Origin of the sequence: Cupriavidus metallidurans CH34, from assembly GCF_000196015.1 — a bacterium.
Taxonomy (GTDB): Bacteria; Pseudomonadota; Gammaproteobacteria; order Burkholderiales; family Burkholderiaceae; genus Cupriavidus; species Cupriavidus metallidurans.
Map to the genome: position 1 here is coordinate 3,283,853 of NC_007973.1, position 14,450 is coordinate 3,298,302.

General features: G+C 63.0%; 16 protein-coding genes. 5 read left to right on the plus strand and 11 right to left on the minus strand.

The features are described 5' to 3' along the window. Positions 1-203 precede the first annotated feature (203 nt). Positions 204-551 carry a DUF2958 domain-containing protein gene (locus RMET_RS15170; RefSeq protein WP_003056199.1) on the minus strand — a complete coding sequence of 116 codons (348 nt, stop codon included), beginning with the start codon at positions 549-551 and terminating at the stop codon, positions 204-206. 223 nt (positions 552-774) lie between these two features. On the opposite strand from RMET_RS15170, the gene RMET_RS15175 reads away from it, so the two are divergent. Further along, positions 775-1,068, plus strand: coding sequence for a helix-turn-helix domain-containing protein (locus RMET_RS15175; protein ID WP_003056202.1), 294 nt, complete (start codon positions 775-777; stop codon positions 1,066-1,068). Between the two features lie 353 nt (positions 1,069-1,421). Here RMET_RS15175 and RMET_RS15180 read toward each other — a convergent pair whose 3' ends face one another. Next, complete coding sequence (locus tag RMET_RS15180) at positions 1,422-1,736, minus strand: DUF736 domain-containing protein (RefSeq protein ID WP_003056203.1); 315 nt, start codon at positions 1,734-1,736, stop codon at positions 1,422-1,424. An 821-nt stretch (positions 1,737-2,557) separates the two neighbouring features. On the opposite strand from RMET_RS15180, the gene RMET_RS15185 reads away from it, so the two are divergent. Then, positions 2,558-3,076, plus strand: a complete 519-nt coding sequence (locus RMET_RS15185) for a GNAT family N-acetyltransferase (protein WP_011517543.1) — start codon at positions 2,558-2,560, stop codon at positions 3,074-3,076. A gap of 130 nt (positions 3,077-3,206) precedes the next feature. Here the strand turns inward: RMET_RS15185 and RMET_RS15190 are convergent, their stop codons facing one another. From RMET_RS15190 to RMET_RS15200, 3 genes are all read right to left on the minus strand, one after another. Continuing rightward, the gene (locus RMET_RS15190; RefSeq protein ID WP_003056207.1) at positions 3,207-3,416 is read right to left on the minus strand and encodes a hypothetical protein; all 210 of its coding nucleotides are present in this window, start codon (positions 3,414-3,416) and stop codon (positions 3,207-3,209) included. Between the two features lie 62 nt (positions 3,417-3,478). Then, on the minus strand, positions 3,479-5,545 hold the full coding sequence (locus RMET_RS15195; protein ID WP_003056209.1) for a ParB/RepB/Spo0J family partition protein: 2,067 nt from the start codon (positions 5,543-5,545) through the stop codon (positions 3,479-3,481). Between the two features lie 75 nt (positions 5,546-5,620). Beyond that, complete coding sequence (locus tag RMET_RS15200; protein WP_003056211.1) at positions 5,621-6,448, minus strand: DUF932 domain-containing protein; 828 nt, start codon at positions 6,446-6,448, stop codon at positions 5,621-5,623. Between the two features lie 566 nt (positions 6,449-7,014). Between RMET_RS15200 and RMET_RS15210 the strand changes: the two genes are divergently transcribed. Both RMET_RS15210 and RMET_RS15215 read left to right on the plus strand, forming a co-directional pair. Beyond that, the gene (locus RMET_RS15210) at positions 7,015-7,236 is read left to right on the plus strand and encodes a hypothetical protein (protein WP_049799789.1); all 222 of its coding nucleotides are present in this window, start codon (positions 7,015-7,017) and stop codon (positions 7,234-7,236) included. A 147-nt stretch (positions 7,237-7,383) separates the two neighbouring features. Then, the gene (locus RMET_RS15215) at positions 7,384-7,683 is read left to right on the plus strand and encodes a hypothetical protein (protein ID WP_003056213.1); all 300 of its coding nucleotides are present in this window, start codon (positions 7,384-7,386) and stop codon (positions 7,681-7,683) included. 142 nt (positions 7,684-7,825) lie between these two features. Here the strand turns inward: RMET_RS15215 and RMET_RS15220 are convergent, their stop codons facing one another. The 6 genes from RMET_RS15220 to RMET_RS15240 all read right to left on the minus strand — a co-directional run bounded on the left by RMET_RS15220 (position 7,826) and on the right by RMET_RS15240 (position 13,456). Next, positions 7,826-8,104, minus strand: coding sequence for a hypothetical protein (locus RMET_RS15220; protein ID WP_011517545.1), 279 nt, complete (start codon positions 8,102-8,104; stop codon positions 7,826-7,828). A 63-nt stretch (positions 8,105-8,167) separates the two neighbouring features. After that, entirely contained in the window at positions 8,168-8,518 is a 351-nt protein-coding gene (locus RMET_RS15225) for a DUF2958 domain-containing protein (protein WP_003056217.1), read from the minus strand. A gap of 376 nt (positions 8,519-8,894) precedes the next feature. After that, a complete protein-coding gene (locus RMET_RS34600; RefSeq protein WP_231138465.1) occupies positions 8,895-9,137 on the minus strand; it encodes a hypothetical protein in 243 nt (80 codons plus the stop codon). Positions 9,138-9,158: 21 nt separating this feature from the next. Further along, on the minus strand, positions 9,159-9,965 hold the full coding sequence (locus RMET_RS15230) for a ComEC/Rec2 family competence protein (RefSeq protein WP_231138464.1): 807 nt from the start codon (positions 9,963-9,965) through the stop codon (positions 9,159-9,161). A 45-nt stretch (positions 9,966-10,010) separates the two neighbouring features. Beyond that, positions 10,011-12,266 (minus strand): Mov34/MPN/PAD-1 family protein, encoded by a 2,256-nt coding sequence (locus RMET_RS15235; RefSeq protein ID WP_011517546.1) that lies wholly within the window; start codon positions 12,264-12,266, stop codon positions 10,011-10,013. Further along, positions 12,263-13,456 carry a ComEC/Rec2 family competence protein gene (locus tag RMET_RS15240; protein ID WP_003056221.1) on the minus strand — a complete coding sequence of 398 codons (1,194 nt, stop codon included), beginning with the start codon at positions 13,454-13,456 and terminating at the stop codon, positions 12,263-12,265. The genes RMET_RS15235 and RMET_RS15240 overlap by 4 nt, the downstream gene beginning before the upstream one ends. A gap of 89 nt (positions 13,457-13,545) precedes the next feature. Here RMET_RS15240 and RMET_RS15245 point away from each other — a divergent pair, with 89 nt between their 5' ends. Beyond that, entirely contained in the window at positions 13,546-14,448 is a 903-nt protein-coding gene (locus tag RMET_RS15245) for a WYL domain-containing transcriptional regulator (protein WP_011517547.1), read from the plus strand. The last annotated feature ends 2 nt before the right edge of the window (positions 14,449-14,450 follow it).

The window sequence follows — 14,450 nt, forward strand, 5'->3', positions numbered from 1 at the left end:
GCGGATCGTCTGAATGCGACGGTGGCGCGCGAGGAAATGCGGCCTCCTGCGCTATCCACCGTGCCCGATGGCACGGCTGGCGTCATGACCGTTTGCGTCAGGGTGGCACTGGTTTGGTGCAACAGTGCGGATTAAGACCTGACGGGTCTGGAGCAAGACCGAAATAGCCTCAATGCGCCCGGCTTGGCCGTGGCGCGAACGGCTCAATCGAGGACGGAACCGTTCTCCTGGGCCAGCCGCAGGTACTCCGACAACGGGCGCACCGCCCGGAAATACCGATCTCGCATCACGGGCTGTTTGCTCGGCCCGACGATGGATGCGAGGTCGGACAGCTTGATCTCGCCCAGCTCAGGCATGCTGATCCCCAAGTCGATCAGGCCATGGGCCGTATCGCCGTCAGCGGGGTCAAGCGACACCAGCAGCCAAGTGGCGTGTGCGTCCGGCGTGAACAACCGCACCACGGGCAGCGGGTCGATGGCCCGGCCAGCGGCCCGGACCCGGCCGTGTTCCAGCAGTTGCTTACGCTCGTCCTCGGTCATGAGTTGGTTCATGGGCGTCACCTCATTCGCACAAAACCGCCGAAGCGTGAAAGCGCAAAACCGCATCGGCGGGTTTGTGGAAAGGCACGGATGCGGTTTTGTGCTTCTGTGAGAAGCTGCAGATACGGATTTCCGTAAAAGCACGAAAGCGGCAGGCGGGCATAGTTGAACACTATAGATTGTAGCCCTATAGGGCTCAATCGGATGTCATCTTGGATTTTGCGGAGATCCAGGGTTGGCAGCGAAACATACATTGTCGGAGGCACTAAAGACCATCAGGAAAGCACGTGGTTTGAGCCAGGAAGCGTTCTCGGACGTGTCCAGCCGCACCTACATGAGCACGCTGGAACGCGACCTCAAAAGCCCCACCTTGAACAAGCTGGCCGAGCTGTGCGAGGTCATGGAGGTGCACCCGCTCACGCTGCTGACGCTGGCCTATGCCGGCGACGACCTGCAGCAGGTCGATCAGCTGCTGGCGCAGGTGCGCCAGGAGTTGGAGACTGTGGCGAAGAAGAGTGACACGCCATAGCGTGCGACCGCGCTGGCGTGGCCGATCCGGTGCAGCCGGTTCGGGGACTTCAGGGGCGCCAAGCATCGCGCGGCGGGGAGAGGCCGCAGGGTTTTCCCCCGGAGGCAAGCGAAGCGCGCAGCTGCGATAGGGATTGAAGCCGAATGGCCATGACGGCGAAGTCGGCATGGGGCGCAGCCCGCAAAGCCCGGTCGGCGCAGTGCGCCGAATCGCCCTGTATTCGCCCTGGCAACACGAAGTCATGGTGATGCTGCCCGACCACCACCATCACGAAGCTGGGAGAGCCAAGCCTTCCAGTCTGCTGATCCAAGCAGTACAGCGCCCCGCCGCAGTGGGCGGGGCGCTGGCGGCCGTCAGGCCGCCTGGGGCTTGCTGCGCGACCAGATCAGGTCGTGCGTGCCGTTCTCTCCTTCGATCAGGCGGGCATAGACCGTGGCCGGGAACGAAGGATCGTCGAGGGTCACGGAGATGTACTCCCGCCCGGCCTCGCTGGTCTTCTTCCACGCCGCGCCGATGTCGTGGCTGGCGGCCTGCAGGCGGAAGTCCGGGGCCTTCTCGTTGTCCCCCTTGTCGTTGGGCACCAGCTTGACCTTGACGTTGAGCGTCAGGGTGCGAAGCGTGCCGGTGAAGCCGTCTTTGTCTGCGGTGAAGGTGCCGATGTTGGCCATGATGAAACTCCTTTTGGTGGAACAAGGTTCGCGCCCATCGCGTCCTTGTTGTGATCCGGCCGGCGGGGGACGGGCGGGCTGCACCGCTTGCGGTCGCAACGCAGTGGAGAGCCGGGAGGCGAAAAGAATTTGTCCCGCGAGGAATGCGCCGAACGCAGTGACAAAGCAGGGGAAATTGTTTTCGCCGGACGGTTGCAGCCATGAAGCCCGAGGCGCAGCCGCGCCACCGCTAGGATTCACAACAACACAAGGACGCCTTGGGCCGAACCGCATCGAAAGGAGGCAGGGCCGGCTCGGCATCCCCGCACGAAGGCAGCACCGGCTCGCCCACTGACGCGGGCCAGGTCAACCATCCGACGACAAGCGAGAACGCCCCGGCCGCACCTTGCGGCGCCGGTCTTGAGGCGTGGCGTGGAAGCTCCATAGCGATGCCGGGCGGGATGTCCGTGAACCGTCCTTCGTGACGTGATGGGCGAGAACCGCCAGCGTTGAGGACGGCACGCATTCGCACAACCTGCCGCAGCAAGCACCAGCGTGTTCGCCAGCTCCGTCCATTGCGGCGGGGCGCTGGCCGGGCCGATCCGGCATCGACGGTTCGGCGGCATCGAGGGGCGCCAAGCTCGCGCGGCGGGGATGGGCCTTGCGCCGATCCCCCGGAGGCAAGCGCAGCGCGCAGCGCCGCAGGCGCGAAGGCGTGAGTGGATTGAAGCCGAATGGCCGTGACAGCGAAGTCGGCACGGGGCGCAGCCCGAAAGCCCGGCGGCGCTACGCGCCGACACGCCCAGGCCGTTCTATATTTTGAGCAGGGAACGCAGAACACCATGACCATCCAGCTACGACACGAAACCACGAACGACATTGCCGCTATCGAGGCCGTGACCATTGCCGCCTTCGCCGATGCGCCGCACACCAGCCACACGGAGCAATTCATCGTGCGTGCATTGCGCGACGCTAGCGAACTGACGCTTTCCATCGTGGCCGAAGAACACGGCCAGGTCGTCGGCCATGTGGCTCTGTCGCCGGTGACTATCACCAACGACCACGGCCACAAGGCCAAAGGCTGGTGCGGCCTGGGGCCGATCTCCGTCCTGCCGCAGAGGCAGGGGCACGGCATCGGCTCGCGCCTGATGGAACAGGCGCTGTCTGAACTGCGGGCCATGCAGGCCGAAGGCTGTGTGCTGCTCGGAGAGCCCGCGTACTACGGGCGCTTTGGCTTCCAGGCCCATGCGGGCCTGCAACTGCCGGGCGTGCCGCCCGGCTATTTTCTCGCACTGGCCTTCCATGGGCCAGTGCCCGAAGGCATCGCGCAGTACAGCGATGCCTTCAACGCCGCCGCCTGAGTGCCAGTGAAGGCGGCGGCGTAATGCCCCGGCTATTCGGCTTCAACACCGGGCGCGGCCACCGCCGCGCCCGGATTATGCGTTTCACCGCGCCCAGGGCGGAACGGCCTGGGCGCGGTGCTGACGATGATCATTCCTTCGTTTCGATGATCCACCACACGGCACGCGGCAAGGCGCGGCCCGTGATGGGATGTATGTCGGTGAGGTCAGCGCGGGCCGACCAGCCCGAGGGCGGTCGGTAGCCGCGCACGTCGCCATCGCCGTGCCAGCGGCGGGCGCGCACCGTGCCGGGTGCATAGACCGCCGCCATGCGCGGGCGGTTGGTGGTGGTGCGGGTCATGGGGGCTTCTCCTTGCAGCGAAGCGCCCCGGTCGAAGCCGGGGCGCTTGCCTTCGGCGTGGGTCAAGCGGCCAGCGCCTCGGCGGGTTCATCCGCCATTGCCTCGGCATCCTCCGGGGCGTCCTGCTCCGGGCCTGCCTCCTGCGCGCTTTCCTTCACTGCCTGCTGCGGGCCTTCGACCTTAAAGATGGCAGGCATCCAACCCGCGCCATCGGCCAGCCGCTCGGCTTCGCTGGCAATGTCGGCCTTCTTCAGCTTCGCCAGCCGGGAAACCTGATCGGGCGCGTACTCGCCCACGGCTTGCAGAACTGCCGCCTTCGGAACGTGCTTGAAATACCCCTCGGCGGTCGGCTGCCACCATGCGGCCATGTCGAGGCCCACGGCCTGCGCCAGTTCCTCGCCGGGCTGGTGCGGTGTGGCGCGAGGCGTCACCACGTCCACCGTGGAAGCCACGCACACGGCCAGCAGCTTGACCAGTTCGCCTTGCTCCATCGCCAGCAGCGCGGCAAACAGTTCGGCGCTGTCCTCGGGCAGCTTGCCGCTCCACGCCTGCTGCAATTCACGCAGCGCCACAGCGGCGGGTGACTCGGGCCAGTCCGGGGCCATGCCGTCCAGCCGGTCTTGGACTTTCAGGCTCACGCCCAGCGGCAGGTCGCGCCCGTAGTAGCGGCCCTGCAAGACGGTCTGCACCATGCCATGCACCAGCGCGGCCACCGCCACCTGCGGATGCCGGGCCACCTCGATTTGCAGCGCGGCGGTGCGATGGGCGCTCAGGCGCTGGGCCAGTCGGTCGGAAATCGCTGCTGCCTTGGGCGGCTCGTCGTCCTCGCCTTCGTCATCGTTCGCGGCATCTGGGTCGCTGAACCCTTGGCGCAGCTTCTCCAGTGTGCGCAGTGCCTTGGCCTCGGCCTCGCGCAGCAGTCCGCGATGAATCACCACCTCGCCGTTGCGGCCGATGGTGACGATGGCCCCGGCTGCGGCCTTCACGTTCGCGCCGTACCCCTGCAAGCCGTCTTCCAGCGCCTGCAACTGCTCGCCCAGCCGCTCGCCTTCCTCTTGCAGCGCATCGGCCTTGTCCTCGTCGTCGGCGTCCGTCGCGGCATCAATGGCTTCGGCCACCTCCTGCATCTTGGCTTGCAGCCTCTCGATGCGCTGTGCTTCGCGCTTGTTCGGCTCGCGGCGCTCCCTCGGCGCACGCTGGAAGGCGTGCAGATCGGCATGGGTCACGCCCGGCGTGGCATCAGCCCAAGCCCAGCCCTCGGCCTTCACCTCTGCGGCGATGCCCGCCAGCTTGTCTTGCGCCAGTCGTTCCAGCAGCGCGGCGTCGGTCAGGTACACGCCTGCATCGCCCTCCGCGAACAGGTCGCGGCGGATGCCGCCGCCCGCCTGCTCGTAGGTGTCCAGCCCGACGAAGCGCACCAGCGGATGCCGGTAGGCGTCAATCTCGCGCTCCGTCAGACGTTCGCGCAAGTGCGAGGGTTGGCGCTGCCATTGCGGCGCATCGTAGAACGCGCATTCCTGCGCGGCGTGGTCGTCGGTGATGGAGAGCGCCATCAGCTGATCGAGGCTCACGGCATCGGCCCGGTAGTCCTCCATCAAACGCGGCGAGACATTGGCGAGCTTCAAGCGGCGCTGCACCACCAGCGGCGTAACGGAGAAATCCGCCGCAATGTCCTCAATCGGTCGGCCTTCGGCCACCAGCGCGGCGAAGGCTTCAAACTGGTCTGCTGGGTGCATGGCTTCGCGCTGCACGTTCTCGGTCAGGCTGGCGGTGCGGGCCGTGCCATCGGCCACCTGCAGGCAAGGCACGTCCCAATCCTTGGCGATACGGTGCTTCTTTGCCAGCAGCTTGAGGGCCGCAAAGCGTCGGCCACCTGCCACCACCTCGTAATGCAGGTCATCGGCGGCGGGAATCACGATCAGGTTTTGCAGCAGGCCCACGCGCTGAATGCTCGCGGCCAGCTCGGGGATGGACATGCGCGGGACGGTCTTGCGCACGTTGCGGCCCGTGGGGCGCAGCACCAGCCGCGACAGCGGAACCAGAATCATGTGCTTGCTCGGGTCGGCGGCTTGCAGCACGTTTGCGCGGCTGTCGAGGGCTTGAGCTTCGGTGTAAGTAACGGCGTTCATGGTGAATCTCCAATCAAGTGAAACAAGGGAATGGAGGGGAAACCGCCCCTCCGGCGGGGAACACGTCAGAGGGGGTCAGGCCTTGAGGGCGCGCATGCCATCGGCCAGCAGCCACAGGGCGCGGTTCAGGCGAATGTCCGAATCAATGCCCTGCACGGGGCGGGTCTGCTGTCTGCGGCCATTGGCGGCGCGGCCATGCAATCCGCCCTTGGTCAGGTTCTCCTGCGTGCGGTTGAACACGCTCCACAGGTCGGGGCGGCGGTCGTCGAAGCGGCGCGGCATCAGGATTTGCGATTCCGTGACGGGCGCGGGCTTGGTTGGGTCGTCGTACTTGAGGGCCAGCGCGGCGCGGGCGAACACTTCCGATTCCCCGGCATCCAGCGTGATGGCCTGCATGGATTCGCGCGATTCCTGCGCATGCTCGAAGCCGCTCAGCACCTGATAGGCGCCCTCGATGACATGGCCCGCCACGTCGCCCTTGTGGGGCACGCGCACATCGCCCACGGTGTCGCCGCAGACAAGGCCATTGCTGCAAACGAAGCGGAACATGCCACCCAGTAATTGATAGCTGCTCGTGCCGTCGTGCGAGTTCAGCAGGATGATTTCATTGGCTTCGCGGGCGTTGATCTGGTTGGCGTGGCGCAGGCGCAGCATGTGTTTCGTGTGCTCGCGCCGGCCCTCGTTGCGAACGCGGGTCTGGCACACCATGAAGGGCTGAAACCCCTCTTTGCGAAGCTCGGTCAGCACGGCGGCGGTGGGGATGTAGCTGTACCGCTCGGAACGGCTTTCATGGGGGGCATCCGCGAAGATGGACGGGGCCACGCGGCGGATCTGGTCATCGGACAGCGGGGAGTCGCTGCGCAATGCGGGGGAATGGGAAGCGAAGCGGGATGCGAGTTGCATGGTCTTTCTCCTGAACAAAAAGGCTGTTGAAGAAAACCGCACACCGGATTCCAAGATTCGAAGCCCAGCCTTTCGGCTGTTCGGTGCGGTCGGCGCGAGGAACCCGGTTGGCCCTGTTGCCACCGTCTTTCCTGAGTTCATCGCCCGCGACGAAAGGGAGCGCGCGGACGGGGGCCGTCAAGGAAACAAGCGCAGGGTGGGGCGGCCCGCAGGCGCAGCCGAGGACACGGCCCTGCGCGCCTTGACGGCACACGGCCGCGGGCTACAGTCGCGGACAAGGTGATGAAGTCAGGGAAGAGGACTGGACATGGCAACGGCCATCCCACAAGCCGACCGCACGGCAAGCGAAGCGCGCAGGCTCGAAGCTGGAAGCCGGGCCGGAGGCGTCAGCCGAACGGAGTGAGGGAACGATCGAAGCCCGAAGGGGGCGAGACGCCGCAGGCGGCTCGATGCGCTAGCACGAGAGCGCGACCGGCCATCTCCCAGGTGGCCGGGGACGCCCACATGACTTCAATGAAATCCCCGTGGACAGCTACCCACCCAGCCATCGGCAAAATGGCAATGGCATGGACATACGAGCCCTACAAGACGATGAACTGATGGCCCAGGCCCGAGACTGGCGGCAACGGGCACTGCGCGGCGAGAAGGACGCACGCGGCCTCGCGCACGAACTGGAATGCGAAGTGCGCCGGCGCTTCCCCAGGAACAATGCGCCCCATGCACTGCCGCCGATCCAATTGCTCGGCGCCGTGCCGCAAACACCCCAGCGGCGCTGGAAGCCCTGGTAAGCACCGGCTCAAAGGCAGCCCGCCCGCATGACTGCGCCACGGCCGATCGGCGCTGATCCCGAAATCCCCCCGAAATAGCGCGAATTTCGAGTGGCCCGGTCACGGGCCAATGCCTACCGTGGAATCTCCACCTTCTGGAGAACCACCATGAGCGATCCCATGCAACCCGGAACGCCTGCGCCTGGAGCAGAAGGGCCTGGCATCTTTCTGCCGACCCTCATCTGGACCACCGACCGCAAGACGGTAGGCAACGAGATGCAGCGCCTGCTGGGACGGCGCGCACAGCTCAACGTCCTGCTGTCCGCCTCCGAAGAAACGGACGACGGCACCACCTGGTACGCAATGGCCCAGGCCACGCTGAACCAGCTGGACTGCGATATCGAACGTCTCTTCGAGTGGCTGGGCGACTACGAACCCGACACACCCACGCCCGAAGTGCCATCGTAATGTCCGGCATGAAGGGAGCGATCCGGCACCAGCCGGTTCGCTGCGCGAGAGGGGCGCCAAGCCTGCGCGGCGGGGATAGCCCGCAGGGCTTTCCCCTGGAGGCAAGCGCAGCGCGTAGCGCCCCGCCAGGGGCGCGAAGGCATCAGGCCGGGTCGTCGGGGCGCAGGCTGGCTTCCGACACCAGCATCCACGGCGATGACGAGTCCAGCAGGTAGCGCGCACCGCGCGCGTACAGGCCCGAAAGTCCGCTGGGACGATAAAACCCGGTGACGCGGCACCGGAACTGTGCGCCAAACCCGTTGGTATAGATCACCGCGTCGCCGAGCGCAAAGCGCAAGGGCTGGCCGTTCTCCGGTGGGAACGGCTTGAACGCATCATGCTCTGCCGTGATTTCGAGGATGTAGTCGTGGTGGCTGCTCATGGCCTTGACCTCCTGAAATGATTGAGAACGCTCAGGAGCGCCTTGCGGCGCCCCAGAACCAGGTCAGACAACGACACGCCCCGCCAGCCGCGCATCGCGCGCATAGGCGCTCAGCCGCTTCTCGGCACGAAAGTGCAGATCCCGCTCTACCGGCAAGCCCAGCCGCCCGCGCACGGTCGCCAGTTCGGAAAGACTGACCCAGCCGATTTCCGGCATCCCTAGGCCCAGGTCGCAAAGACCGAAGGCGTGATCGTGGTCATCGGGATCAATCTCGGTCAGCAGCCAGGTCGCGCCGGCATCCGGCGTGAACAGCTTGACCACTGGGGCCGGATCGAAGTCCGGGTTCTCCAAGGATTCGCGGCCGTTGGCCAGCAGCACGATGCGCTGCTCGTCCGTGATGAATGCGTGGTTCATGGTGAACTCCTGTAAGGTTACCGGGCGGAATTGCCCAGCCCTTGCAGGGCACGGCGCAGCGCAAGCAGTCAAAGATCGAAGACGGCCGCCAGGCCGCAAGCGCCGAAGGTGCGCAGTCATTGACGGCGAGCACGCCGTGGCACGATGAAGGGAACAGCAAGCCGCCACACCTCACCACGCAGCCACCCCGGTATTGACAAGCGTAGCGCGCAGGTCCGAAGCGTCAGTCCAGATCAGAGCGTCCGGGCTTGAAGCCGGATGACTGCGATTCGGCACGAAGCTCGGGGCGCAGCCCATGAGCCCGACGAAGGAACGTCGGGATGCAGGCCAAGTTGTCAGCAGGCAGTTGAAAAGTGGTGCTGGCCTTCAGGCGCTGTCAATTTTCTTGATCTTCCGGATACGCCGCCTGGGGAATCGGCACCCAGCCATCGCGGGTGATGCCTGCCCCGATGCGTATGTTCTGGCTTTCAGTTGCCGCCCAGTGCCCACCCCGGTGCAATACGGCGCGAATCACCGACTTCCGCGGATGATCCTCATCCGCCTTGGCAGAACTGCATATGGCATTCCAATGGTGCTTGTCCGGCATACTGTTCAACCGTGGGCCGAGCAGTTGATCCAAGACTTCGGTCGAAACGTTGTGTCACCCGCCGTGATGGGGCACTTGGAAATACCGAATACCTGGCAGCGCGAGTCCCACGAAAGGTGCGTAGTCGATCACCTCCTGCAGTGCTTCACGCCCGGCATCGCCAGTAAGCATGACGCGATGACCGTTCAAGACAGCCGACTGCACCACACTCATTTCATTCTCACGACTGGTCGGCTCAGGCGGGAAATATTCCTCGCCCCACAGGGACTTGATGTAGGCGGTCGCGGCCTTCACTGCCCGGAATATGCTGCTCAGCGCGCTATCAAAAGCACTTTCTTCGACAGCTTCCGGTGTCTTCGCGGAGTCCACGATCAGGTCCAAGTAGCGCCCCAGGGTAGGTGCCATGACCGCGAACGGACCGATGCTCTGCCCCTGAAGGGGGGCATGGATTGGAATTCCCTTCTCCACCGCAATATCCTCAAGAATTGCCGTGGCATCGTAGATTGAGCGCAACTTCCGTCGCAGGGCTTCAACCGATTCATAGGTCTCAAAGCGATCGATCAACTGGTCCGCGTATATCCACGGCCGGTTGATCCAAAGATTCCTGACCGTGCATTGCTCCAGGACTTTTCGTAGTCCGTTGGCGTGATCGCGATCTGGGTGCGTGAGGATCACATGGTCGATGACTGTTGTTCCATAGTACGTCTTCAGATGCTCGACTATCTGATCACCCGTATCCAGATACCCACCGTCAACAACGTGCACGCCCTCGGTGCCATTCACCGAGTAGCGCAGCGTGATCGCGTCCCCGCTTTTCGCTGTTTCGACGCCAAGAAAGTCGATCTCGAAGTAGTCAGCCATACATCCCTCTTGTTTTATGCCAACAAAGTGCCGGTGGCTTTGCACCTACCAGCGATCCACCGCACACGTGAGTCCTGTCGGAGTCCATACCAACGACACGGCCGGAAGGCCGCCAGCATCCTCGGCGATGCCGCGCAATGTATTTCGGTCGATACCCGAATGTGCGCCGCCTTTCGGGTGGCTGTGCCACGTTCCTATAAAGGCGAGATACCCCAAAGAGGCCGCGTTTGCGGCGCGCAAATTTTGAACAAGCCCGTTGGTTCCGAGGACGAAGCGGGCGGCCTCTCGAACACTGTCAGGCGGTGCCTCAACAAGGCCTGCAATGGTGATGGTTCGATTTTCAAACGAGATGCGGCCGATCAAGGCGCCGCCTGTTTCCAGAGCACCCCAGCGCAGCGCATCAGCATGGATTGCTTGCGCAACTGGGGACAGGACCCGAATGTTCCAGCCACCATCGTCTGCGACTTCAAGCGCAGTGGTCGGGCCAAGGCTGGCGCGGGTCCATGCCATTCCAAGGCCTTCGGCATCTGAGATTCCGGCGCAAAGCGTCGCTTCCTTCGGAAGCCCATCAACGAGCCATCGTTCCAGTTGCAGGCCGGCCAGTGACGTCGACCGCGAAACAACGGCGTCAGACATAGGCATCGTCAGCGAATGACAGTTGTCACCCACGAAAATCCGAGTCGGCTCAGACGTCTCGCCGGCAATCGACGCACGCAGTTCCGGTGCAAACCGGCAGCACTCGAACAAGAACGCCGTGAGGTCGTCAACTCGGCCGGCACGGCCAGCTCCTTCGAGCAATACCGCCACACAGCGCCCCTGACCATACATCGCGATCCGTGCCAATCGGGCTGGGGATTGATCCAACGCTGCCGATTGTGTTTCTGCAGCCAGCACCTGAAGTGACGCCGTCGCATCCACGATGAGGGCCGCATCCTGCGGAACGGTTGCCGCAAACTGTTCCGGATCGACCAAAAGAGTCACTGCGTCGGTGTCGAACGCTCGCGATTGAAGATGCGACAGCGATTCAAAGGCTGTCTTCATCAGCGCCGACTTCCGAGGCGGAACCAGAACTGATGCCCGCTCAATGAGTGCATGCCGCGCGGCGTTGTGAGGCGACATGGGTTCGTTGTCGACGAAAGTCATCGAACCAAAGCCCGCTCGCCCCAGTTGCATCGCGACTTTCGATCCCACGCTTCCGCAGCCGAGCACGACCAGCGGCTGTGATGTGGCTGCGTATGGAATGCCGGACGTCCTTGCCAGCAGTTCAGGAGACAACGCATGCGCGTGAAAGGCCGGGTGAACCGTGGCGTTACGCTCCAGGAGCGATTGAGCGTTGAGTTCATAGCGCACCACATAGGGCAATACCTCGACACTCCTCCCTGGCGAGCCCACAAGCGACGCTGGCCTTTGCACAGCCAGAATCACAATCGCGTACAAACCATGCACCCAGCCATGCGAGTCCTGTCGCATATCCAGGATTGAGCGTCCGAAATAACCGTCCACTTCCTGGGCCAAAGCGTCGCGATCAATACCAAGCTCCGCTGCTCGATCGAGCAGCGTCGCGAGATCGACAACTGTCTCTGGTTGATAGCGTCCGATCACATGCGGGAGGCCGTCGGTCATCGGAGCGCGCGCGATGAAGGCCGCGGCATGGCCGTTCCCCCATTTGCCCAGCTTGTCGTTGTGAACATCCTGATAAAACACAGGATCGACTTGTGCGGTCAGTTCGGCGTTGATGATGGCGTACAGACCGCCATCGATCGTCACGTAGCCTGCGGGAACCACCAGAATCGTGCCGTCAGCGGGAGCGGCGGCCGCGACCTTCTCGGCACTGAATACAACGGTCGAAGGACAGCTGTCTCGGCGCGTTGGTTCCCACCCCTGCTCCAGGTCCAGGAGTGTTCCGGCCGCGGCCTTGTGCAGCCAGTCGATCAACTGATCGACAACGGCGTCCAGGCCAAACCGATGCAGCAGCTCGTTCAACGACCCTTCGAATAGGCACGGCGAGACTAACTCGCCTTGGCGATGGGGGTTGATGTGCGGCAAGTTGAGCGGGAAGTCCGCACGTAAGAAGGGCTCGGGTGCAGACAGGGGCCAGTCACTACCGAATACCAGCACGCACGTCTCGACGGTGCGCACTCCGGTCTCAGAGATACCATTGCGCCGAGACCTGTTCGGCAGTTGGACCGCAACATCGACTTCAATCTCCGTCGATGCACCAGTTGTCCTTGGCTCGCCAACGCGGATAAGGCCTCGATGCCGCTGAAGTTGATGCAGTGCGTCTGCGATGGTGCCCGTCATGATGCTCCGTGCGGCATGGGGGTGCGCGCAGAGGTCACCACGGCAGCGGCCTTCGATCCGGACTCCTTCTTCGAGGGAGGTTGCACACCCTGAGCGGTTACGGTGAAAACGAGCGGTTCCACGGACTTTTCGCTGGGGTACTCGCCTGTGCAGTAGAACTCGCCTTTTGCTTCGTCCACGATCGTCACGTACTCACGCTTCGCACGGATGCAGGGCGGATCGCTGTCATCATCTGCAATCGGCTTGCAGCTGGCGACGATGACGGCGCCGTCACGGGTCTGCGAAAGCGCCTTGCGAGCATCAGCATCGAGCTTGGCTTTTTCACGGTAGTCGGACCAGCTGTCATAGGACAGCGAATGCCAGGAACAATGATGAGGCGCCTGCATGATGTCGTACTCAAGCACATCTGCTTCAGCCTTGTGGCGTTGCCACTGGCGGTTCCAGATGAACACCTCAGCATCGCCACCAGTAAGGAATTTCGCACCATCCGGCGTCTGCGCGTCAGCCGCCAACGTGATGTTCAGAATAACGCTGGACTGGTTCTTGACCAGGCACTCTTCCTCTTCCTCGTCATCCTGGGCGTCCAGTGGAGCCAAAAGAAACGCAGAAAAGAATGCGGAACTCTTGCCATTGATCGTTGAAAAGCGCGTGTCCACCTTCCGCACAATCGAAGTGAGATCATCGGTTTTTCCGTCGATGTCCTCGCCCATGATCTGAATGCGGTCACCGTTCCCGACGGCGAAATTCTTGTCACGGTTCAGTTGCACGCGCCGACGCGCCTCCGTGTTGAATGCCTTGGCGTCGTCGCTCAAGGTGTGCGTCTTGCTGGCGCGTCGAAACACGATCGGGGACGACCACATCTCGCGGATCACGATTTTCTTGTCCTTGTCGTCCTTCTTGTCGTCCGGGTACTTGTCGAGTGGCCCTAGGTAGAAGTGTCGCTTCAACCCTCGGCAATGGTCTTGATCCGGGTGGCTCAGCAGGAACGCATCGACATACGGCCTGCCGTTCTCATCCTTCTTCAGTCGTTCGCGCAAATCCTTGGCGACATCGCGCGCCTCCCCGTCAGGGTCGTCGGCGTCTTGCCTGATGTTTACGTCGATCAGCAGAGTCGTCGCGTCGAGATCGCCGAACTTGATGAGGGTCATGTCCCCGTTGTCGACGGGAAAAAACGTGATGGTTGTAGGCACTGGGGTCTCCGGGTAGACGACCGAAGGATGATCGCGTATAGTTAATGTACGACGATTTTTTATATCCGTCTACTTTTTAGGCGTGACTAATGCAAAAACCTTCCGTTCCTGCCGCCGAACCTGCTGAGCCTAAGGGGCTAAGTTGGGGGCTGGAGAGCAGACTTCAATTCATCGATTTCCGTCTGCGCTGGGAGCGGCGCATCAACCGGATGGATCTCACCGAGCACTTTGGTATTTCGGTCCCGCAGGCATCGCTGGACATTTCCAAGTACATGGAGTTGGCGCCGAGCAACCTGACTTACGACCGCAGCTCCAAGACCTACACGGCAGCGCAGAGTTTTCACCCGCTTTACCAACGAAGCTCGGCGCAACGCTATCTAGCAGAACTGCTAGCGACAAAGATGGGAATTGTCGAGCCGACGGCCAGCTTCATCGGCTCCGCGCCGGAGACAGATTGGGCCCCGTCCCCTTGGCGCACGATCAATGAGCAGACCGTCGAAGCAGTGGTGCGCGCAATCCGCCAGCAGGAATCCATTCTGGTGAGCTACCAGTCCATGACGTCGTTGGATGAATCGGTTCGCTTGCTGTCTCCCCACGCCCTTGGCAATGACGGTTTTCGCTGGCACATGCGCGCGTTTTGCCACAAGCGCCAGCGCTTCAGCGATTTCGTCCTTGCTCGAATCCTGCGCATCGATGGCTTCGAGGCGACCCAAGTGGACGCCAACCAAGATTCGCATTGGCAAACTGTATTGACGCTGGTACTTGCACCGCATCCCGATTTGCCTGCAGCCAAGAAACGAGTCTTAGAGTTGGACTACGGCATGGAAGATGGAGAGGTCAAACTTCCATGCCGCCAAGCGTTTCTGTACTACACGCTGAGACGTTTGGGTTTGCATACCAAGGAAGCACCAGACCCCCTCGCACAGCAGATCACGCTAAAAAACCGCGATGAAATCCAACCCTATATCGACGCCTTGGCGGCACAGGCCTGACT

Coding starts and splice junctions, on each gene's coding strand:
- RMET_RS15210 (WP_049799789.1), top strand. CDS start 7,015: ATGGACATACGAGCCCTACAAGACGATGAACTGATGGCCCAGGCCCGA.
- RMET_RS15185 (WP_011517543.1), top strand. CDS start 2,558: ATGACCATCCAGCTACGACACGAAACCACGAACGACATTGCCGCTATC.
- RMET_RS15230 (WP_231138464.1), bottom strand. CDS start 9,965: ATGGCTGACTACTTCGAGATCGACTTTCTTGGCGTCGAAACAGCGAAA.
- RMET_RS15215 (WP_003056213.1), top strand. CDS start 7,384: ATGAGCGATCCCATGCAACCCGGAACGCCTGCGCCTGGAGCAGAAGGG.
- RMET_RS15170 (WP_003056199.1), bottom strand. CDS start 551: ATGAACCAACTCATGACCGAGGACGAGCGTAAGCAACTGCTGGAACAC.
- RMET_RS15245 (WP_011517547.1), top strand. CDS start 13,546: ATGCAAAAACCTTCCGTTCCTGCCGCCGAACCTGCTGAGCCTAAGGGG.
- RMET_RS15190 (WP_003056207.1), bottom strand. CDS start 3,416: ATGACCCGCACCACCACCAACCGCCCGCGCATGGCGGCGGTCTATGCA.
- RMET_RS15235 (WP_011517546.1), bottom strand. CDS start 12,266: ATGACGGGCACCATCGCAGACGCACTGCATCAACTTCAGCGGCATCGA.
- RMET_RS15180 (WP_003056203.1), bottom strand. CDS start 1,736: ATGGCCAACATCGGCACCTTCACCGCAGACAAAGACGGCTTCACCGGC.
- RMET_RS15200 (WP_003056211.1), bottom strand. CDS start 6,448: ATGCAACTCGCATCCCGCTTCGCTTCCCATTCCCCCGCATTGCGCAGC.
- RMET_RS15225 (WP_003056217.1), bottom strand. CDS start 8,518: ATGAACCACGCATTCATCACGGACGAGCAGCGCATCGTGCTGCTGGCC.
- RMET_RS15195 (WP_003056209.1), bottom strand. CDS start 5,545: ATGAACGCCGTTACTTACACCGAAGCTCAAGCCCTCGACAGCCGCGCA.
- RMET_RS15220 (WP_011517545.1), bottom strand. CDS start 8,104: ATGAGCAGCCACCACGACTACATCCTCGAAATCACGGCAGAGCATGAT.